The sequence below is a fragment of the Bifidobacterium sp. LH_230 genome (genome assembly GCF_056357555.1).
In genome coordinates this window covers 1-20673 of record NZ_JBKEWJ010000016.1, presented here as the reverse complement: position 1 = coordinate 20673, position 20673 = coordinate 1, and the positions used below count along the sequence as shown (strand labels likewise).

Sequence of the window (20673 nt, the reverse complement as noted above, 5' to 3'; positions counted from 1 at the left end):
CTGCATAGAAAAAGGTCCGCACGAAGCGGATTCGTGCGGACCCATACCCTATCATGCGCCGTTACCGCGCCGGATCAGACCGAAGGACCGGCACCGGCGTATGAACGGCGATCATGCCTACTTGGCGACGTTTTCGGGAGTGTCGATCTCGAACACGCCGTAGCTCCAGCCGTGACGGTGGTACACGACGGACGGACGACCGGTCTCCTTGTTGACGAACAGGAAGAAGTCGTGTCCGATCAGCTCCATCTCGTACAGAGCCTCATCGATGGTCATCGGTTCGGCGATGTGCAGCTTGCGACGAATGACGATCGGCGTGTCCCCAACCTGGACCTCGACCGACTCTCCCGGACCCAGATCGGATGCGACGGCGGCGGCCGGGCTGTTGTTCGGCTCCTCCTCCACGCTCTCCTCGGGCTCCGGCTCGATGACGCCCATATCGACCGGGACCGGGTTGGTGTAGCCGCGACGGTGGTCCTTACGGCGATCGCGGGTGCGACGCAGACGCAGCGTCAGCTTGTCAAGCGCCATATCCAGCGCGCTGAACTCGTCGGTGCTCGACGCCTCGGCGCGCACCACGGTGCGTCCTGCGATGACGGTGATTTCCACGCGCTTGGCGGTGTCCGCCTGACGCGGGTTGCCCTCGTGCGTCAGCACGATCTGCGCGCGCTGGGCGTCCGGGGCGATAGCGGTCACACGATTCATCTTGCTTTCAACGACATCACGGAACCTCTGCTTGATCTGCGTATGACGTCCGGTAACGACGATTTCCATGTGGACCTCCTAGACTCAAGCGGTGTTACCCGCTATTTGACGGGCCGAACGGCGACTTCGCCGTCGGTATGTTTTATTGTAGCCGAACGAACGGTAAACAGTGGGAAACTCGCCCGAAGAAAAATGTTTCTTTTCTGCGTGTTTCGTTCACGTTTCCATGATTGTATGGATGACATGCGTGTGCGTTGCGGCATGCGCGCCGACCCGTAATATCCCGACCTCGTGTATGATGGTTCGCCTGAGACCCCTTGACGGCCGCGATCCCACCGTACACGGTGTGGGTTGAGGAACTTCCGGGCTCCGCAGAGCACGATGGCGGATAACGTCCGCCCAGGGCGACCTGAGAGATAGCGCAGCAGAGAACAGACCGCCAGCTTCGGCTGGTAAGGGTGAAACGGCGGTGTAAGAGACCACCGGGCCGCTGGCAACAGTCGGCCGCATGGCAAGCCTCATCGGGAGCAAGGCCAAGCAGAAGGCGTTCGAGGGCTGCTCGCCCAATGCCTTCGGGTAGGCTGCTAGAGCCTGGCGGTGACGTCAGGTCGAGATGGATGGCCGTCCGCACCGGTTCGCCGGCGCGACAGAACCCGGGGTATAAGGGGTCTCATTTTACTTACTCCCCTATTCGCCGTATGCGATGATCAGAACAGATCCTGTGCGACACGCCGCAGCGTTTCCGGATCATGCCCCTTGCGACCTCCGGCCGACCAGAACCGCTGGCGACGCTTGTTGGGATCCAATCCTTGCGTCTTGCCTGCGTATTGGCGGCCAAGCTCCCATGCGGCCTCTTCGAACAGGCCCCGGTCACGTGCCTCGTTCACCGCATGTTCCGCGGTCTGCCGATCGACCCCTTTGCGTGTCAGCTCCATCAGCGCGCCCCGCGCGCCCATCAGCCGATGCACGCAATAACGCACCGTGCATTGCGCGTAGTCATCGTCATCCAGAAGGTTCACGACGATCAGCCGTTCGATCACCTCGTCCACGACGGCAACGTCATACCCTTTGTCGATCAGGCGTGCGCGCAGGGCGCCGGACGATCGTGGCGCCGCATCGAGCAGACGCAATGCAGCCTCGCGGCAGGCATCAATATCCTTGGGATCATCCACCGTCGAGGCCGTGCCACCGGACCTGCTCCAGGCACCGGCACGCCGTCTTGCAGGGACATCCTGTTCTTCCGCATGCGCGCCGAACCGGCCTTTCGAGGTCGCGCCACGGCCCGATGCCGCACGGGACGCCACGCCGGACACGGCGCCATGAGAGGTGTCGTCCGGCATCTGACGTACCGGATGCCGGACGAGAAATTCCTCCGCACTGATCATCGTCAGGCTTTCGACTCTTCCTTGGCGGCCGTCTTGCCGGATTTGGCCGGCGCCGCGGCATCGTCCGCGGATGCCGCACCATCGGCCGCACCGTCATCCTGTCCCTCGGCGAACTGGTCCTCGGACGGGATCAGACCGAATGATGCCTTGACCTTGTTGCCGATCTCCTCGGTGATGGCCGGATTGTCCTTGAGGAACTTGCGGACGTTCTCGCGTCCCTGGCCGAGCTGGTCGCCCTCGTAGGTGAACCACGAGCCGGATTTCTTCACCACGTTGCACTGCAACGCCATGTCCAGCACCGATCCCTCGGTCGAGATGCCCTCGCCGTACAGCACGTCGAATTCGGCGGACTTGAAGGGCGGGGCCATCTTGTTCTTGACCACCTTGACCTTGGTGCGGTTGCCGATGGCCTCGTCGCCGGCCTTGATGGTCTGGATGCGACGAATATCGAGACGCACGGACGCGTAGAACTTCAGCGCCTTGCCGCCCGTGGTCGTTTCCGGGCTGCCGAAGAACACGCCGATTTTCTCGCGCAGCTGGTTGATGAAGATGGCGGTGGTGCCGGCCTGGGCCAGGGCGCCGGTCATCTTGCGCAGGGCTTGGCTCATCAGTCGGGCCTGAAGGCCGACATGGCTGTCGCCCATATCGCCTTCGATCTCGGCCTTGGGCACCAGAGCCGCCACGGAATCGATGACGATCACGTCAAGGGCACCGGACCGGATCAGCATGTCGGCGATCTCCAGCGCCTGTTCGCCGTTGTCCGGCTGGGAGACGATCAGCGAATCCGTGTCCACGCCGAGTTTGCGGGCGTACACGGGGTCAAGGGCGTGTTCGGCGTCGATGAACGCGGCCACGCCACCGGCCTTCTGCGCATTGGCGACCACATGCAGCGCAAGCGTGGTCTTGCCCGAGGATTCGGGACCGTAGATCTCGACGATGCGCCCCTTGGGCAGACCTCCGATGCCAAGCGCCATGTCCAATGCGAGCGAGCCGGTGGGGATGACCTCCACGTTCTGTTCGGGCTTGTCGCCCAATCGCATCGCGGAGCCCTTGCCGAAGCTTTTCTCCACCTGAGCGAGCGCGGTGTCCAGCGCCGCCTGCCGGCGTGGATCGACGCCGGGTCTGCCGTTGTCCGGCTGCTTCGCCGAAGCGTTCGACTGCTGTGCCATAATGGTTCTCCTTCATTCGGTGGCGTCACGTACCCTCACGCTACGGAACGCGCATCCGCGGCGCAACCGCATCCGACCATTGTGGTCGAACGCTTGGCCCCGGGCGTGTCGCATCCACGATGACCCTTACTGCCGTAAGGGCGCATGCGAGTTGTCCACAACGGACATCACCGTTTTCGTCATTCCGTCGATGTGGATAACTATACCCACAGGCGCGAACATTTGTTCGAATTCCGTCATTTCGACACGCCGATCAGATGCGATCATCGTCGAATCGGGCCGGCATCGGCGGCGCGGCATGGTCCCGCCCCCAACGCCGCTCATCGGGGATGTCCATCTGGTCGCACAGCACGTTCCAGACCACGCGAGGCTCCTCGCCAGCCGCCAACGCCTCCACAACGGTCATCCCCTGCAACTTGACCAGCCCCTGATCACGCGACAGGCTGCGGCCATAGCCACGGCCGAACACCTCTTCAAGCAATTCCCAGAATTCCCGCTCTCGCACAGCGCTCCAGTCTACAGCATGCACAACATGAAAAGCCCTTCCCCACGCAGATGACGCAGGGAAGGGCCATATGCAAAGAACGGTTACGCCTCGAGCGAATCCAAGTAATCGGCCACCATACGCAGCATCTGCGCGGTGGTCACACCCAGCGACTCGGCGATCGAGCTGAGCAGCTCGGAGCTGGCCTCCTTCTGCCCACGCTCGACCTCGGACAGATATCCGAGCGACACGCCGGCCTTTTCGCTGACCTCACGCAACGTCTTACGGTCACGTGTGCGCAGGTCGCGCAGCACATGGCCGATGGCCTCGCGCAACGAAACGGAACGCGGCTCGCCCGCCGTTTCGCGAGCACCATCCACGCTGCGCGCATGCGTCTGCGGGGCGTCCTCCTCCTGCCACATACGGGTCAGCGCGGCCTGACGCTCGTCCTTGGCCTTCTTGGCCGCACGCGCAGCCAGCACCTGCTGCTGCGCGAACATCACCGCACGGCGCTGCGCCGGAGTCAGATCGCGCATGCGGGCGCTTCCCGGGCGCGCAGCCACCGGGCTCAACTGTTCGACATTCATGGTTTCGGCAGTACGGGTCATCGTTTCCATCGCAACCCTCCTTACAGGCGTTCGTCAGTGTTTCCATTACCTACAACATCGACAGCCGTGGTTTATTCCTGAAAAGTCGCTGTGAATACGCGCAGGTTTCGCTGAAATCACCGTTGCGGTCGATCATCGGATGCAAGTTCCTTCCACAGCGCGTCCAGCACGGACAACACCACGGCACGGCGCACCTGTTCGCGCGAACCGGCCAAATGCAGTTCGTGCGCGACCGTTCGACGCGTGTCGCCGTCGTCTCCCGGCATCGACAATCCGATGTACACCAGCCCCGCCGGCTTGTCGCCATCCGGACCGGGACCGGCCACTCCGGTGGTCGACAATCCGATGACCCGGCCGCCATACTGCGGCTGCGCATACAGACGCGCGGTCGACGCGGCCATCTGCCGTGCGACCTCGGGATGCACGGCTCCCTCGCGCTCGAGCAGCCCGCGGTCGACGCCCAGCACCGACGCCTTCGCGTGAATGTCATAGGTGACCGCTGAACCCAGCAGCACGTTGGACGCGCCCGGAATCCTCACGAAGGCGTCCGCAAGCAGTCCCCCCGTCAACGATTCGGCAGCCGCGATCTTCAGCTTCCGTTCCTCGCACACCCGCAGTATCCGAGCGGCGAGCTCATCGCAACGCGCGTCAATATCATCAGTCATGATCGTCTCCTTACCGTATGCGAAGGCTCCCCGCCCGGCACGGTGTCCGGCACAGGGAGCCTCATGATGAACAGCGATGCCGTTTACTTCTTGCGCCCGTGGAATGTGTTGTACAAGTACACGCCGCCCGAGTACAGGCACAGCACCAGCGCCACGTAGATCATCAGGTACGTGACGAACAGGTAGACGGTCAGCCACATCGGGTTCTCCCCGGTGCCACCCGCGAACTGCCAGAACGGCAGCAGCAGCATGGCCAGGCCGATGCACTGGAACAGGGTCTTGAGCTTGCCGGGCCATTCGGCGGCGATGACCTTGCCGCCGGTGTCGATCACGAAGAAACGCATGACGGTGATGCCGATCTCGCGCACGAGGAACAGCGCGACGACGATCCAGCCGAGCACGGCCGGGCCGAGTTCGCCGAATGCGGCAGCCACGATCAGCGTGGCGCAGGTGAGCAGCTTGTCGGCGATCGGGTCCATGAGCTTGCCCAGTTCGGTGACCTGATTGAAGGTACGGGCCATCCACCCGTCGAGTTTATCGGTGGACGCGGCGATGATGAACAGGATCGCGGCGGCCCAGCGCATGCCGTAGTTCTCGACGCCCCACGGACCTGCCGTGATGTACAGGCCGAGGAAGATCACCACCAGTACGATACGCGAGTAGGTGACGAGGTTCGGCGGGGCGTTCCAACCGTCCAGCAGTGACGACTTGGAGGATTCCTTGCTTTCAGTCTTATCGTTCATACCATTCACCATACCTTCATGTTGCTACCTTGAATGTGGGTATCGTCTGCCGTTTTCCTGCGATTTTCCATAATACGTCCGCGATATGGGTCTCACGCCGGCTCGTTGCCGGAAGCGTCGGCCGTCGCTTGCGAGCCGGACGACTGGATCGAACTGGTCTCGCCGCGAATGAACGCGAGCACGGCCGGCAGATCCTGCGGCTGGACCAGCACCTGCCGGGCCTTGGAGCCCTCGGACGGACCCACCACGCCGCGCGATTCGAGCAGGTCCATGAGGCGGCCGGCCTTGGCGAAGCCGACGCGCAGCTTGCGTTGCAGCATCGACGTGGAGCCGAACTGCGTGGTGACGACCAGTTCGGCGGCCTGCAGCAACACGTCCATGTCGTCGCCGATCTCCTCGTCCGGTTCGACGGCGGTCTTCTCCGCCTCCTTGGCCATCTCCTCGATGTCCTCGCGATAGCGCGGCTTGCGCTGGGTGCGCACGAATTCGACGGCCTTGCGGATTTCGGATTCGCTCACCCACGAGCCCTGCACGCGCAACGGCTTGGCCTGGCCCATCGGCAGGAACAGCGCGTCGCCTTGTCCGATGAGCGTTTCCGCGCCGGTCGTGTCGAGGATGACGCGCGAATCCGTAGCCGATGAGGTCGCGAACGCGAGACGCGATGGGATGTTCGCCTTGATGAGTCCGGTGACGACGTCGACGGACGGGCGCTGCGTGGCGAGCACGAGGTGCACGCCGGCGGCTCGCGCGAGCTGCGTGATGCGCTGGATGGAGCTTTCCACATCGTTCTTGGCGACCATCATGAGGTCGGCCATCTCGTCGACGACCACGAGGATGTACGGGTAGGGGGCAACCTTGCGCTGCGAGCCCGCCGGAGCATGCACCTTGCCTTCGCGCACGGCCTTGTTGAAGTCCTTGATGTGGCGGAATCCGAAGAACTCGAGGTCGGAGTAGCGCGCGTCCATCTCCTTGACGACCCATTCGAGCGCCTGCGCGGCCTTTTTCGGGTCGGTGATGATCGGCGTGAGCAGGTGCGGGATGCCCGCGTAGGCGGACAGTTCGACGCGTTTGGGGTCGACCATGATCATGCGTACCTGTTCGGGCGTCGAACGCATGATCAGCGAGGTGAGCATCGAGTTGATGAAGCTCGACTTGCCGGAACCGGTCGCGCCGGCCACCAGCAGATGCGGCATCTTGGTCAGGTCGGCGGTCACGAAGTGGCCTTCGACGTCCTTGCCCACGCCGGTGAGCATCGGTGCGGGATCGTTCATCGCCTTGTCGCTTCGCAGCACGTCGCCCAAGTGCACGATCTCGCGGTCGACGTTCGGGATCTCGATGCCGATCGCGGACTTGCCCGGGATCGGAGAGAGGATGCGCACATCGGAGCTGGCCACCGCATAGGCGATGTTCTTCTGCAGGTTGGTGACCTTCTCGACCTTGACGCCCGGTCCCAATTCGACCTCATACTGGGTGACCGACGGGCCGCGCAGGAAGCCGACGACCTTCGCATCCACGCTGAACTGCTGGAACGTGTTGGTCAGCGCGCGGATCACATTGTCGTTGGCGGGGGTGCGTGCGGCGTGCGGCTGGCCCTTGACCAGAATGTTGAGATCGGGCAGCTGGTATGGCGCGACGGCATCGTCCGCGGCGGACTCAAGCATTGCCGCATCGGACGAGACCGGGGAATCGACGACCTCGCCGGTCACGGCGTTGACCACCGGCGTTGCCGCAGCCGTAGGGACCGCGCCGGCGGGTGCGACGGTCGCGGATACCGGCTGAGACGCCGGCTGGACGACCGGCTGAGACGGCACAGCGACGGCGGGCATGGATGATGTGCCGTCACTGCCGATTCCCGCCCACGGATCAGCCGACGGCATGCCCTGCAACGGCGCGATCTGGGCTGCGCCGCGGGGCAGCGCGACGGTACCGGTGCCGCCGTTGCTGCTGACCATACGGGTGGGCATGGCTCCCATGCCAAGATCCGGCTCGTCGGCGGCGGATGCCGCCATCGGCGTCGAAGACACCGAACGCGCCGGAACCGCGGCCGGATCGATCAGCGATGTCTCCGCGGCCGCACCGTGACGGTCCGCGGCGTGAATGAACGGATCGTCGCCGGCATACCGGTCCAGCGACCGGTCCTCGTCATCATCGTGCCGATGACCGAACAATCGTGACAGGAATCCCCATTTCGGCTTCCGGTCACGCTCGTCATCATCCGTGTCATCGTCCGAACCGTCGTGGGACGGCACACCGTCCGCAAACGGCAAGGTATCGTCGCCGACCTTCACCTCGTTCGGGAACTGGTCGTCGTCATCGGCGTCCTTGTCTTGGCCGGCGCGACGCGCGCGCGACGTCTTATCGGCCAAGGCGCGCATCTTGTCCGGAATATCGGTGACATGCGTGCGCGTGATCATCAGGATCGAGAACAGGCCGACCACGACGAACACGACGATCGCGAACGCGTCGGACAACCCCCAGGCCAACGGCGAGCCAAGCATGAAACCGAACAGGCCGCCGGCCCGTTGCAGCACCGTGATGTCGAATCCCGGCGTATCGGCCGCGACCACGACATCGATGATCGAGCAGATCGCCCACAGCAGCAGCACCCAGCCGGTCACCACGCGGGGATTGTCCGAATGTTTGCCGGAATTGCGCATCAGACGGATGGCGACCATCGTCAGCAGCACGGGTACGATCACGCTCATCACGCCGAACAGTCCGGCCGCGCAGGCGTGCAGGAACCGGCCGAGCACGCCGTTGACGCGAAACCATTCGGACGCGCAGAAGCAGATCGCCAACACCAGCATCAGGAAGCACAGGCCGTCGCGGCGATACGCGGGGTCATACTCCCCCACGCCGCTGACCGCGCGCACGCCGGAGCCGAACGCGCGGGGAACCGCGAGCAGGACCTTCTTCCAGACCGGTTCAAGAGGCGACTCCACACGGGTGTCGTCGTTGCGGGATGCGGACGGTTTCGATGTTTTCTTGCCTGATGATGCTGTACGTGCCATAACGGTTCCCGATTCTACCCAGACCCGGTCATTTCGGCGCATATGACGCTCATCACGGCAAACATCGGATAGGATAAGCCTATGACTCCAGCTGAACGTGCGAGCGCAGTCGCATTTGCACTGAAGAACTGCGCGTTGGAAGCGATGCGGCCCGGCGATGCGACGATGCATGCGCTCGGCCGGTACGAGCGCGGCGAGATCGACGTCTCCGCTCTGATCGATGCTGCGGATGCGGAGACGTCCGGCATCGTCACAGGACGGTTGGCCGACGGCAGCCTTGACGATCACGCGGCGGACCATGCGAGCAGCATCGTCGCCCGGACCGTGCTGCTGGTCGAGCGCGGCTGGCGCGCCGAAGGGGATCTGGACGAGCTGACCGCGATCCATAAGGGTCTGTTCGAAGGCGTGTTCTCCGATGCGGGCCGGTTGCGCACGTCGAACACGACACGCGAAGTGACCTCGGACAGGACTCTTGCCAAGAACCCGGAGATGTTTTTCCCGGCTTCGCTGATCGGCACCGGTGCGCTCAACATCGCGACCGAACTGGCCGACAAACGTAATCTGGCCGCGTTGGACCGTGATGTGTTCGTGCGCGAGCTGGCGCATATCTACGACGAGCTGGGGTATCTGCATCCGTTCAAGGGCGGCAATGCGATGACACTGCGCATCTTCGCGTCACGGCTCTCGCATGACGCCGGCTGGGATCTCGATTGGGGCCCGGTGAGCCGCGACGGGTACAAGGCAGCGAAGCATGCGGCATACCGGGGCGACACGGGCGGCTTTGAGCGGATGTTCGCCGCGATCGTGCGGCCGGCGAATCCGACGCGCACATTCCTGATCGCAGGCTGGGAGCAGGGGCCGGCGCACTGATCCGCGTGCTTGCGGCCCCTGCCGTCTTTGTTGTCTCGTCGATCGGCGGTCGGGTCAGTCGATGTCGCCCAGATGATGCTGCACGTATTCGTCGGCGTGCGCGTCGATCGGATCGTACTGTCCCGCGTCCGCGTGGGCGATGATCGCCAGCGCGTTGTCGACAAGGCTCGGGTTGAGCGCCTGCAGCCAGTGGATGCGCGGGTCGCGTCCGAACCAGCCCATCTGCTTGCGGGCAAGCCGTTTGGTCTTCTGCGCGATGTCCATATACGTGTCGTTGAGGTCGGCAAGGCCGTCAAGATAATCGATGACCTGCTGGTAGCCGAGCGCACGGCTGGCGGTGACGCCAAGCCGGGGACGCAGCCGTTCGACCTCCTCGACGAATCCGCCGGTGAGCATCTGCTTGGTGCGGATGTCGATGCGCCGGTCGAGTTCCTCGCGCGGCAGGTCAAGGCCGATCTGCACGGTGGGGATCACGTACCGGTAGCGCGGCAGGCTCGCCGAATACGGTTTGCCGGTCACTTCGATGACTTCGAGCGCGCGGATGGTGCGCCGCGGGTTGCGCGGGTCCATGCGGGCGGCCGCGGCCGGGTCCTTGTCCTTGAGCTCGTCGAACAACGCGCCCGCGCCCTCGGTCCTCTCGCGCTCCTCAAGCCGCTGCCGCACTTCGGGGTCGGTGCCGGGGAACGAGATGTCGTCGATCGCGGCGCGCGCGTACAGGCCGGAGCCTCCGACCATGATCGGCCGGATGCCCCGCGATTGCAGGTCGCGGATGCATTCGCGTGCGATGTGCTGGAACCGCGCCACCGTCATCGTATCGTCCGGTTCGATGATGTCGATGAGATGATGCCTGACCTCGGACTGCTCCTCAGGCGTGGCCTTGGCGGTGCCGATGTCCATGCCGCGGTACATCTGGTAGGCGTCGGCGTTCACGATCTCGGCTTGTTCCCCGCGCGCTTCGAGCGCCTTGGCGATGGCGACGCCAAGCCCGGTCTTGCCTGATGCGGTGGGGCCTACGATCGAGACGACGCGCGGGGTGACGGTGCCGATTTCGGCCGGCTGTCCCAAGGTCTGCCCGTTATGTTCAGTGGCGCACATGATACGTCTGTCCCTTGGCCGGATCAGGATCGGCGATGAGATTATGCCGACCCGCGTGGGTGACGGTCGCGGTGACGAAATCACCGATCTGCGGCATCGGCTCGCCGTCGGGCACGCCGATATGCACGAGCACGCCGGTCCTCTCGCGGCCGGTCACACGGTGCGTGGCGGAATCCTTCTTGCCCGCCGCACCGGTGATCATCACCTCAACGTCACGTCCCTCGAACTTCGCCAGCTCCTCGGCCGTGATCTGCTCCTGCAGCGCCACGAGCCGCTCGAACCGCTCCTGCACCACCTCATGCGGCACCTGTTCCATCGCGGCGGCCGGCGTGCCGGGACGCGGCGAGTATTCGAACGTGAACGCGGATGAGAACCGGGCCTCACGCACCACGCGCATCGTCTCCTCGAAGTCCTCGTCGCTCTCGCCCGGGAAGCCGACGATGATGTCGGTGGAGATCTGCGCATCCGGCATGGCCTCGCGGATCTTGCGCAGGATGTCGAGGAACTTCGCGGAACGGTACGAGCGGCGCATCGCACGCAGGATGCGGTCGGAACCGGATTGCAGCGGGAAATGCAGCTGGTGCATGATGTTCGGGGTCTCGGCCATCGCGGCGATCACGTCGTCGGTGAACGCGGCCGGATGCGGCGAGGTGAAACGCACGCGTTCCAGCCCGTCGATCTCGCCGCAGGCGCGCAGCAGCTTGGAAAACGCGTACCGGTCGCCGATGCCGTAGCCGAACGAGTTCACGTTCTGACCGAGTAGCGTGACCTCCTTCGCGCCGTTGTCGACGCACTGGCGGATCTCCGCGAGAATGTCTCCCGGACGGCGGTCGTGCTCCTTGCCGCGCGTGGTCGGCACGATGCAGAACGTGCACGTGTTGTTGCAGCCGATCGAGATCGACACCCAGCTTGAGACGCGCGAGGCGCGTGCGGTCGGCAGCTGGCTCGGAAAATAGTCGAGCTTGTCGACCACATCGACCTGCGGCTCGCCGATCATGCGTGCCTGGTCGAGCAGACGCGGCAGGGAGCCGATGTTCTTCGTGCCGAACACGGCGTCCACCCACGGGGCCTTCTTCGCGATCTTCTGGCGATCGAGCTGGGCCATGCATCCGCCGACCGCGATCTGCAGGTTCGGGCGCTCACGCTTCATCTTCGCCCACAGGCCGATCGTGCCGTACATACGTTCGGCCGCGTTCTCGCGCACCGCGCACGTGTTCATGACGATCAGGTCGATGTCCTTGTCGATCACCTGCTCCTCGGTGGCCGGCACATAGCCGTCGGATTCGAGCACGCCGGCGATGCGCTCGGAATCATGCACGTTCATCTGGCATCCGAGCGTATGCACGTAGTACACGCCCTTGCCGCGGTTGGGAGTCTCGGCAACGCCGTCGCCCGCCGGCTCGGCCAGTTTCGAGGCGCGCTCCGCCTCGGTCATCATGTCTTCGTTCATAACCGTCCATCGTAACGATTGCCCCCGCCAGACGGCACGGACGAACGTCGCCATCGCGCCGTCCCAGCGGTTTTTCAGTTCCTCCGCAAAGTTGCGGCTATGATATTGACCGTGATACTTGACCGACAAAGCCGCATCAACACGAACGATCTCAAGGCGCGACTCAAGGCCCTCGGCCCGGACAGCACGCCGTTCCCCACCGAGGAGATCACCGAATTCGTCAACCTCATGCAGGTGTACGAGGGCGCGATGTACGAGATCAGCACCAAGCTGGAGATCCTCGATTCGGAGTTCCAGGTACGGTTCGCGCACGATCCGATCCATCACATGGAGCGTCGTCTCAAATCGGTCAATTCGATCCTCGGCAAACTGGAACGCAAGGGGCTGCCGCTGGAGGTCTCCTCGATTCGCGACAATCTGTTCGACGTGGCCGGCGTGCGCGTGATCTGCAACTACCGCGACGACGTGTACTCCGTATCGAACTATCTGTCGGCGCAGAACGATATTTCGGTGCTGCGCGTCAAGGACTACATCAAGAACCCGAAGCAGAACGGCTACCGTTCGCTGCATGTGATCTACGCGGTGCCGGTGTTCCTGTCGTCGGGCGCGCACTACACGCCGGTCGAGGTGCAGTTCCGCACGATCGCGATGGACTACTGGGCCAGCCTCGAGCATGCGCTGCGCTACAAGACCGACCTGCCGGACGCGAAGCTGAGCGAACATTCGCAGACGCTGCTCGACTGCGCGCGTTCGCTGCAGAACATCGAGACGCAGATGCAGAACATCCACCGCGACATCAACGGCGCTCCTCAGGTCGGCGAAGCGCCGAAAGCGGACTGAGTGGGTCGGAGGGGAGGGTGTATATGATGCTTGACACGCTCCGGGCTGAGCCGTTAAACGGACAGTTCAGCGAACTGTCCGTAGGCGAAGTGAGCAGCTATGCTGCGAAGAACGCACGGAGTGCGTTGCCGAGTCTTACGGTCAAGCATCATATACACCCTCCCCTCCTCGTGTTCAGACATCGTTTTTCTTGAGCGGATTAGCGGGAAGTTGGGCGAGCAGGGTGCCGGTGAAGATGAGGGCGCAGCCGAGATAGCCGCGCGCGGTCATGACCTCGCCGAGCAGCAGTGCGCCGCCGATCACCGAGAAGAACGATTCGAGCGACATGATGAGCGACGCGCGGGTCGGCGGCACCCACTGCTGGCCGACCACCTGCAGCGTGTAGGCGATGCCCACCGATCCGATGCCGGCGTACACGACCGCCTCCCACGCCTGCGCCGCGCCCGTCCAGTCGATCGATCCTTCGCATAGCGAGCCGATCCAGCTCAGCATGGCCGTCGTCACGAACTGGCCGAACGACAGCGTCAGCGCGTCGATGCGCGAGCCGAGCGTGTCGATCACGAGGATATGCGCGGCGAACAGTACGGCCGTGAACAGCAGCAGCAGATCGGCCAGCGTCAGCGATCCGAATCCGTCGGTGATGCACAGGAAATAGAATCCGACGACCGCGATCACGACGGCGGCGACCGTCATCAAATGTACGCGACGATGCAGGAACACGAACGCGAGCAGCGGCACCATGACGATGTACAGCGCGGTGATGAACCCCGCGCGTCCGGCCGAGCGTCCGTAGAGGATGCCGTACTGCTGCAGGGTGCTGGCGGTGAACAGGAATATGCCGCAGATCATGCCGACGACGGCCGGGTTGGCGAGCAGCCGCGCGAGACGTGGCGATTGCGATTCGGACGGCACGGCAACGGCCGCAGGCCGCTCCCCCGCCTCGACGGCCTCCGCGCCGCGACGGATCCTTCGCCAGATCAGCAGTGGCATGAGCGATATCGCACCAAGCGTGAAACGGGTCGCGTTGAAGAACAGCGGGGTCATGGAGTCCATGCCCTGCACTTGGGAGACGAACGCGAATCCCCAGATCAACGCGGTCAGCAGCAGGCATGCCATGCCCATCGGTTCCTGTCTCTTCATGAGGCACTACGGTAGCCGCGGCGCGCGCCGGCATGCAAAAAGCCCGGCCATATCGTGGCCGGGCTTTCAAGCGCGTGACCGTCCGTCATCGATCAGCGGCGGTCATCGTCGGATAGCATCAGTCCCTGTTGCCGAACAGCTGCAGCAGGTACAGGAACATGTTCACGAAGTCGAGGTACAGGTTGAGCGCGCAGATGATCGACACCTTCTTGATCATCTCCGGACCCTGCGCCTCGTACTGGGCGAACAGCGCACGCGCGACCTGCGCGTCATACATCGTCATGCCGGCGAAGATGATCAGGCCGACCACGCAGATGATCTGCGTCATGCCGCTCACGCCCGGAATGAACGCGAGGATGACCTGCGCGATGATGAGCGCGATGAGCGCGGCCATGAGGATCGGACCGGCCTTGAGCATGTTCATCTTCGTGGTCAGGCCGAACATGGTGAGCACGAAGAAGAACAGCGCGGTCATGCCGAGCGCGAGGCCGATCGAGCCGAGATCGTAGATCATGAAGATCGAGCTGAGCGTGAAGCCCATGAGCGCGGCGTACACGTAGAACATGACGCGGGCCGTACCGGACTTGATCGTCATGATGCGCGCGCCGAGGTAGACGGCCAAGCCGATCTGGATGGCGGCGAACAGGAACACGCCGATCAGGCCGGTCGCCTGCAGGAAGCCGATGTAGGCGCCGGTCATCTGGGCGATGACGGCGACGGCCGCGGTGATGAGCAGGCCGATCGTCATTTCGCCGTACGCGCGGGTGATGGACACGCGCTCGGCTTGCTGCACCTGCTCGTACGAGTATGCGGTCTGCGCGTTCATCGCGGCGGTGCCGTTGGGAGCGTACGCGTACTGCGACTGGCCGTACGGGTTCTGCGCGTACTGGTATTGCGGCTGGCCATACTGCTGTTGGCCATTGGAATTGCCGTATTGGTTGTTGTTGCCTTGCGGCTGCTGGCCGAATGTCATGATGACTCCTTGTTTTGTTTGCCTAGGCTTATCCTACGGGAGGAAACCTTGGAATTCCATGAATTTCAGCCTGCAGCGTCGCGTATTCGCCGAAAAGCCACGTTCGGGGCCTGTTACCGGCCCGAACGTGGCTTGCATGATCGGCGAACATCAGTCATTCAGATGTTCGATGGCGTAATTGGCTTCGTCGGCAGTGAATTTCTCGCCATACTCGCTGGTCAACTGGTCGCGTATTGCCTCGGGAGACATCGCCATGTCGTTCTGGTAACTTTTCGCCTTGGCCAGCGCGTTCGCGTTCCAGTCGGCCTTCACGTTATCGATGGCGTATTGGGCCGCCTCGGCTGAGAATTTGCCGCCGTATTCGCTGACGAGCTGATCGTAAACGCCTTGTTTGGACATGTGCATGACGTTGGCGTAGGTGTCGGCTTGTTTGAGCGCGGACTTATATTCCGCGGGAATCTTGGATTCTTCCGATTTCGACGTCTTGTCCGATTGACTCGAAGTGTCGTTCTTCGATGATTCGGATTGCTGACTTTGGCTGGTTGGCGACTGTTGCGTGTTGGATTCCGATGGGCCGCTGTTGCCATTCATATTCATGGCGATCGCGACGACAATGATGACGGCTACGATCCAGAACCACCAACGTTTCCATATCGGCTTCTTGCCGGCTTTTCGCGTGGGCTGCTGAGGCTGGATCGGCGGTTGCTGTACGTTAGGGACAGACATGGCAGTTTCTTCTTTCTCGTTCGTAGGTGACGTATTCGACGCTACAGAAAACGGCGGCGGAACGTCAGTGGACGAACGGTCATAGTTCGTTGCCCGTTCGGGCACTGGACGGACGGCAATGTCGCCCGCATGTCCAATGGCGTGGCATCGCGTTCGGCAATACAGTGGGAGGCATGCCTTCCTTGACTGCGATCACTGCCCGGCTGCGGCCGGCGAACGATGATGACGACGTGCCGGTGCGCACGCGGCGTTGGCTGACCGTGCCGATGGTCGCCGGTTCGATGGTCATGTGCCTGATCCAGGTGTCGGTGATGGCACGGCCCCAGCTGAACAACCCGCACGGGGCCGTCTACGTGTGGTATCTGTTCAGCACGTTCGCGGCGTTCGCGTTCCCGTTTCTGCTGTTGAGCCGCAGCCGACATCCCGAACCGACATTTTGGCTGTGCCTGACGATCGTGGCCGTGTTCCCTTACGACCCGCTACTCATGCTGATGGCGCTGACCGGGTTGGTCGCCCGACGTTCGGATGCCGTGCGTACCGTACGCGCGGTCGCGGCGGCCGTGCCGGTGGCCATCTGGGCACAGGTGCGCGACGCGTTGCAGCCGGCGGACGCCTCGTTTTGGCATATGCTGTTCACCAAGCCGAAGACCGGGGTCAAGGGAGAGCCGATCGTGTTGCTGACCGGTGAAGGCACGATCATCGCCACCGCGGCAGTCGTTGCGGTGATCAGCGTCGCTGTCGCCACGCTGATCGGACTGCATATCCGTTCGAGGGCGCGCCTCACGCAGGCCGACGCGCAGACGCAGGCGGCACAGCATCATGTGCAGCATCTGCAGAGCGATCTGGACGATCAGAAACTCGCGGATGCGATCGCGGCCGAAGCGCACGACACGCTCGCGCACTCGCTGTCGCTGATCGCACTGAATGCGAGCGCGCTGCAGGCCGAGGCGAACAGGCTGGCCGCATCATCCGGTTCGGATGCCGATACAGCAATCGGCACGGGCATGGCGTCCGTTGCCGCCAAGGCGGACGAGATCCGGCGTCAGGCGGCGGGCGCTTTGGACGAGGCGCATGCGATCATCGACATGCTGCGCCATCCGCAACAGGCGTGGGAGCAGCTTGCGCCCACCGACGACACGTCGCTGACCCGCGACTCGTTGGACGCCCTGATCGCGGACGCCCGGCAGGCCGGCGCGCAGGTCAACACGTGGATCGACATCCGTCAGTTGGGCGATCTGGACGAATCCATCGGCAAGGTGGCGTACCGGGCCGTTCAGGAGAGTCTGACGAACGCACTGCGCCATGCGGCGGGCATGCCGATATCGCTGGAGGTGACCGTCAATCCGCAGACCGGCGTGCATGTCCATGCCAGCAATCCGGTGGCGCCGGCTTCGGCACGCACCGCTAGCGCTTCCGCCGGTTCCATCGAGGTGCAGCCGGACGGCCCCGTGTCGCCGGGGCCGCGAATCGGTTCCGGACTGCCCGGGCTTACGGCACGGGTGCGTTCCGCCGGCGGTTCGTGCCGGTACGGCGTTGACGAACGCGGCGTGTTCCATGTCGACGTGACGTTGCCGTGGACGACGATGACGTCCGGATCTCACGCACCCGTCGGTTCCGGCGCATGATCGCCCGCGTCGTTGCGGAGCCGTCCGCTCATGCCCGGATACAATGAAGCCGTGAACACGCACGACCACGATTCCCGTCCATCATCCGGCAGTGCCGGCGCATCGCAGCCCGTCGTCACGGTGAGCATCGTCGACGATGATCCGATGGTCTGTCAGGCGATGCGGCTGATACTGACCGATTATTCGAACGGCGGCATCCGCGTCGTCTCCACGTCGACCGCTGGCACGGATGCGGTGGAGCGGGCGTCGCAGGAGCATCCCGACGTGGTGCTGATGGACATCGCCATGCCCGGCACGGACGGCATCGAGACGGCGAGGCGGTTGCGGGCGCTGCCGAAGCCGCCGCATGTGCTGATGCTCACGTCGCTGAACCCGTCGAACACGGTGGAGCGTGCGGTGGAGGCCGGCGCGGAGGGGTTCGTGTCGAAGACCGATGCGCCGCAGGAGATCATCCGCCGTGTGTTCGACGTGTGCGAGGGCGTGCCCCAATTCAATACCGCCAGCCAGCGTCAGCTGATCGCCGATCTGGGCGAGCAGCAGCCGATCGCCCGTCGCGACGAGGCCAGACGGCTGTTGGATTCGCTGCCCGCACGTGAGCGTGAGACCGTGCTTTTGGCCGCGGAAGGCTACACGAACGCTCAGATCGCCGCACGCATGTTCATTTCCGAGCGCACGGCGAAGGCGCATCTGTCGAGCGCGGCGGACAAGTTGAACATGGGACGCGTGCAGTTGGCGCGTCTGGTGGAGCGGGCGGATCTGCCGCCGGTCGAATGACGCATGACAAGTGATGGCGGAATCGACCTTTGCGTCCCGTCTCGCATGGCGCGCGATGCGCAGATGACGGGAACGCCAATCACGACGCGCCCATAGGCATCCGCTGGTAGGCTGGGTGCAGGTTGTTTGGCAGTTGTTGGCAATGGAACGAAGGGGTACGTATGGCGATCAGCGCGACGGAGAAACCGCTCAGCAAGGTGTTCACTTCGGATTATCGGTTCACGATCCCCTCGTTCCAGCGCGCCTATATCTGGCAGCCGGCGAACGTGCTGCAGCTGATCGGTGATCTCGAGGAGGCGTCCAAGATTCCGGATGTACCGTATTTTCTCGGGTCGCTGATTCTGGTGTGCGACGGCGGCACGCAGTATGAGGTGATCGACGGCCAGCAGCGTCTGGTGTCGCTGTCGATCATCATCGCCGCGTTGCGCGATCTGGAATCGGATGAGGAGTGGATGCGTCTGCTGGACGCGCTGATCGTGGAGCCGGGCGACAAGCTGCGTGGCATCAGGAACGAGCCGCGGCTCACGTTGCGCGAACGCGATGCCGCGTTCTTCCGCGAATATGTGCAGGAAGGCAATCTGGAGGCGTTGTTCGACCTCGGCGATGAGGATTGGTCGTCGGTCGCGCAGCGCAACATCACACGCAACACGCGTGCCGCCTATGACGCGTTGTCGGTGATGGACGAGGACGAGCGGCATGCGTTCGCCTCGTATCTGGTGAACGGTGTGACCCTGGTGATCGTGACCACGGATGATCTGGATGGGGCGCACCGCATCTTCGACGTGATGAACATGCGCGGCTTGCCGTTGACGCCGTCCGACGTGTTCAAGGCCCGTGCGACGTCAGGGTTGAAGCCGGCCATGCTGGACGAGTATGCGGCGCGTTGGGACGACATCATGGACCCGTTGGGCGACGACCCGCGCCAGACCGAGGAGTTCTTCTCGTATCTGCATCTGATACTGGCACACAAGCCTGATACCGGCAAGTTGATCGAGGATTTTCTGGGCGATGTGCTGCAGCCATATCTGGAGGCCGGCACGGTGCCTGCGTTCATCGACCGTGTGCTGGCACCGTACGCGATGGCATGGCGGATGCTGGAGTATCCGGGCGATACCGTGCTGTCGGCCGGGATTCGTGATCGTATCGAAGCGTTGAACGATTACCGCAACCATGAGTGGAAGCCCGTGGCGATGTGGGCGCTGGTCAATTCGTTCCGCAAGCTCGGCGAGCCGGGGTTCTCCCCGTTCGTGCGTCGCGGCTCGCACTCGTCGCGTACGACGGTGACGGAATCGTCGCTCGGGCTGCATGACCGGCAGCGTTTGGAGGAACTGTTCGCCGCATTGGAGCGGGTGACCGGCGTGGATACGTTGAACCGCACCGATGCCCTGCAGAGGAGAGGCCATGCCACGGCGGCGATCCGCGACCTCGACAAGGGGTATCCGGTCCGTCTGGTGCGGGGTCTCGCCGTCAGCGCCGACGACCGTGCGAGCGCCTTGGTGCGGTTGCACGGCGAGATGCAGGGCGACGAGGATCTGGTGCGACTGTTGCTGGTGCGTGCGAACGAGCAGTCGGCTCAGGGCCGTATCGCGCGGCCGCGCAAGCTGAGCGCATTGCCGATCATGCCGTTGGAGATCGGTGATGCCGCATCGTTCGCGAACTGGTCGCAGGAGGCCCATGATTATTGGATGTACCGGCTGGGCAATATGGCGTTGGTGCAGGGCGGCGAGGACCAGTTGGACAAGCTGGCCGAATATGATCGCCGTCGCGAACGTATGCTGATGCGTTCGGATTCTCGTCGCTTCCCGTTGACGCGGGAACTGGCCGATTTCGCCGAATGCACGCCGGCGATGATGCAGCATCGGCAGGAGGAGACGATACGGCTGATCGCCGAATACTGGGATATCCGCTATGACGAGAACCATGCCGATCTGACGTCTTCCACCAGTATCGAGCAGTTGGCCGCCGGACTGGAATCCACGTCGCGTACCAGCCGTGGTTCCCGGCGCGTCACCATCGCGCAGGTGGTGAAGGCCGGGCTGCTGATTCCGGGTGAGACGCTGGTATGGGAGCGGCCGCGCAAGGGCGAACGGTATGTGGCGACCGTCACGGAGAACGGCCGGTTCCGTCTTGAGGACGGTTCCGAATACGCGTCGCCTACCGCCGCGGCCCGTGCGGCCGGCGGCAGCAAGGCCGGTCTGGACGTGTGGAAGCGCACATCGAACGGGCAGAAGCTCAGCGACGTGTGGAAGGCGTACCGCTTGAAGGTGAACTGAGGATGTCTTTCACTGCTACTTGTCGGATTGGCGGATTCTAGTGGTGGTTGCAACACCCGTGTTGCTGGTTGATTTGGTTGTGTGATCGTATCATGCCTCGTTGATCAGGTCGAGGATGGCTTCGGACGGTTTCCTGA

18 protein-coding genes and 1 other RNA gene are annotated in these 20673 nt (G+C 63.5%); 6 read left to right on the top strand and 13 right to left on the bottom strand.

The genetic code is table 11. The features are described from left to right. Positions 1-117: 117 nt before the first annotated feature. Positions 118-774 carry a ribosome hibernation-promoting factor, HPF/YfiA family gene (gene hpf, locus AC1A0G_RS08290; protein ID WP_476528837.1) on the bottom strand — a complete coding sequence of 219 codons (657 nt, stop codon included), beginning with the start codon at positions 772-774 and terminating at the stop codon, positions 118-120. A 239-nt stretch (positions 775-1013) separates the two neighbouring features. Between hpf and rnpB the strand changes: the two genes are divergently transcribed. Next, positions 1014-1382: RNase P RNA component class A (rnpB, locus tag AC1A0G_RS08285), an RNA gene on the top strand. 30 nt (positions 1383-1412) lie between these two features. Here rnpB and AC1A0G_RS08280 read toward each other — a convergent pair. From AC1A0G_RS08280 to AC1A0G_RS08250, 7 genes are all read right to left on the bottom strand, one after another. Beyond that, entirely contained in the window at positions 1413-2090 is a 678-nt protein-coding gene (locus AC1A0G_RS08280) for a regulatory protein RecX (RefSeq protein ID WP_476528835.1), read from the bottom strand. A gap of 2 nt (positions 2091-2092) precedes the next feature. Then, positions 2093-3259 (bottom strand): recombinase RecA, encoded by a 1167-nt coding sequence (gene recA / locus AC1A0G_RS08275; RefSeq protein WP_476528833.1) that lies wholly within the window; start codon positions 3257-3259, stop codon positions 2093-2095. Positions 3260-3512: 253 nt separating this feature from the next. After that, entirely contained in the window at positions 3513-3764 is a 252-nt protein-coding gene (locus tag AC1A0G_RS08270) for a DUF3046 domain-containing protein (RefSeq protein WP_476528831.1), read from the bottom strand. Positions 3765-3847: 83 nt separating this feature from the next. Continuing rightward, on the bottom strand, positions 3848-4360 hold the full coding sequence (locus AC1A0G_RS08265) for a helix-turn-helix domain-containing protein (protein WP_476528829.1): 513 nt from the start codon (positions 4358-4360) through the stop codon (positions 3848-3850). 107 nt (positions 4361-4467) lie between these two features. Next, a complete protein-coding gene (locus AC1A0G_RS08260) occupies positions 4468-5016 on the bottom strand; it encodes a CinA family protein (RefSeq protein WP_476528827.1) in 549 nt (182 codons plus the stop codon). An 83-nt stretch (positions 5017-5099) separates the two neighbouring features. Then, positions 5100-5771, bottom strand: a complete 672-nt coding sequence (gene pgsA / locus AC1A0G_RS08255) for a CDP-diacylglycerol--glycerol-3-phosphate 3-phosphatidyltransferase (protein WP_476528825.1) — start codon at positions 5769-5771, stop codon at positions 5100-5102. 80 nt (positions 5772-5851) lie between these two features. Beyond that, positions 5852-8770, bottom strand: a complete 2919-nt coding sequence (locus tag AC1A0G_RS08250; protein WP_476528824.1) for an FtsK/SpoIIIE family DNA translocase — start codon at positions 8768-8770, stop codon at positions 5852-5854. A gap of 81 nt (positions 8771-8851) precedes the next feature. Here AC1A0G_RS08250 and AC1A0G_RS08245 point away from each other — a divergent pair, with 81 nt between their 5' ends. Next, positions 8852-9640, top strand: coding sequence for a Fic family protein (locus AC1A0G_RS08245; protein WP_476528822.1), 789 nt, complete (start codon positions 8852-8854; stop codon positions 9638-9640). A 54-nt stretch (positions 9641-9694) separates the two neighbouring features. Here AC1A0G_RS08245 and miaA read toward each other — a convergent pair whose 3' ends face one another. Both miaA and miaB read right to left on the bottom strand, forming a co-directional pair. Further along, entirely contained in the window at positions 9695-10735 is a 1041-nt protein-coding gene (miaA, locus tag AC1A0G_RS08240; protein ID WP_476528821.1) for a tRNA (adenosine(37)-N6)-dimethylallyltransferase MiaA, read from the bottom strand. Beyond that, positions 10722-12185: a tRNA (N6-isopentenyl adenosine(37)-C2)-methylthiotransferase MiaB gene (gene miaB, locus AC1A0G_RS08235; protein WP_476528819.1), complete on the bottom strand. Its 1464-nt coding sequence runs from the start codon at positions 12183-12185 to the stop codon at positions 10722-10724. The genes miaA and miaB overlap by 14 nt, the downstream gene beginning before the upstream one ends. A gap of 99 nt (positions 12186-12284) precedes the next feature. On the opposite strand from miaB, the gene AC1A0G_RS08230 reads away from it, so the two are divergent. Beyond that, entirely contained in the window at positions 12285-13025 is a 741-nt protein-coding gene (locus tag AC1A0G_RS08230; protein WP_476528818.1) for a GTP pyrophosphokinase, read from the top strand. A 174-nt stretch (positions 13026-13199) separates the two neighbouring features. On the opposite strand, the gene AC1A0G_RS08225 is transcribed toward AC1A0G_RS08230, so the two are convergent. From AC1A0G_RS08225 to AC1A0G_RS08215, 3 genes are all read right to left on the bottom strand, one after another. After that, positions 13200-14141 carry a DMT family transporter gene (locus AC1A0G_RS08225; protein ID WP_476528907.1) on the bottom strand — a complete coding sequence of 314 codons (942 nt, stop codon included), beginning with the start codon at positions 14139-14141 and terminating at the stop codon, positions 13200-13202. A gap of 142 nt (positions 14142-14283) precedes the next feature. Then, positions 14284-15138 carry a Bax inhibitor-1/YccA family protein gene (locus tag AC1A0G_RS08220; RefSeq protein WP_476528816.1) on the bottom strand — a complete coding sequence of 285 codons (855 nt, stop codon included), beginning with the start codon at positions 15136-15138 and terminating at the stop codon, positions 14284-14286. A gap of 150 nt (positions 15139-15288) precedes the next feature. Continuing rightward, positions 15289-15864 carry an Ltp family lipoprotein gene (locus tag AC1A0G_RS08215; protein WP_476528814.1) on the bottom strand — a complete coding sequence of 192 codons (576 nt, stop codon included), beginning with the start codon at positions 15862-15864 and terminating at the stop codon, positions 15289-15291. Positions 15865-16130: 266 nt separating this feature from the next. On the opposite strand from AC1A0G_RS08215, the gene AC1A0G_RS08210 reads away from it, so the two are divergent. The 3 genes from AC1A0G_RS08210 to AC1A0G_RS08200 all read left to right on the top strand — a co-directional run bounded on the left by AC1A0G_RS08210 (position 16131) and on the right by AC1A0G_RS08200 (position 20536). Then, complete coding sequence (locus tag AC1A0G_RS08210) at positions 16131-17489, top strand: sensor histidine kinase (RefSeq protein WP_476528905.1); 1359 nt, start codon at positions 16131-16133, stop codon at positions 17487-17489. 30 nt (positions 17490-17519) lie between these two features. Further along, a complete protein-coding gene (locus AC1A0G_RS08205) occupies positions 17520-18263 on the top strand; it encodes a response regulator transcription factor (RefSeq protein WP_476528812.1) in 744 nt (247 codons plus the stop codon). Between the two features lie 161 nt (positions 18264-18424). Continuing rightward, positions 18425-20536: a GmrSD restriction endonuclease domain-containing protein gene (locus AC1A0G_RS08200; protein WP_476528810.1), complete on the top strand. Its 2112-nt coding sequence runs from the start codon at positions 18425-18427 to the stop codon at positions 20534-20536. The last annotated feature ends 137 nt before the right edge of the window (positions 20537-20673 follow it).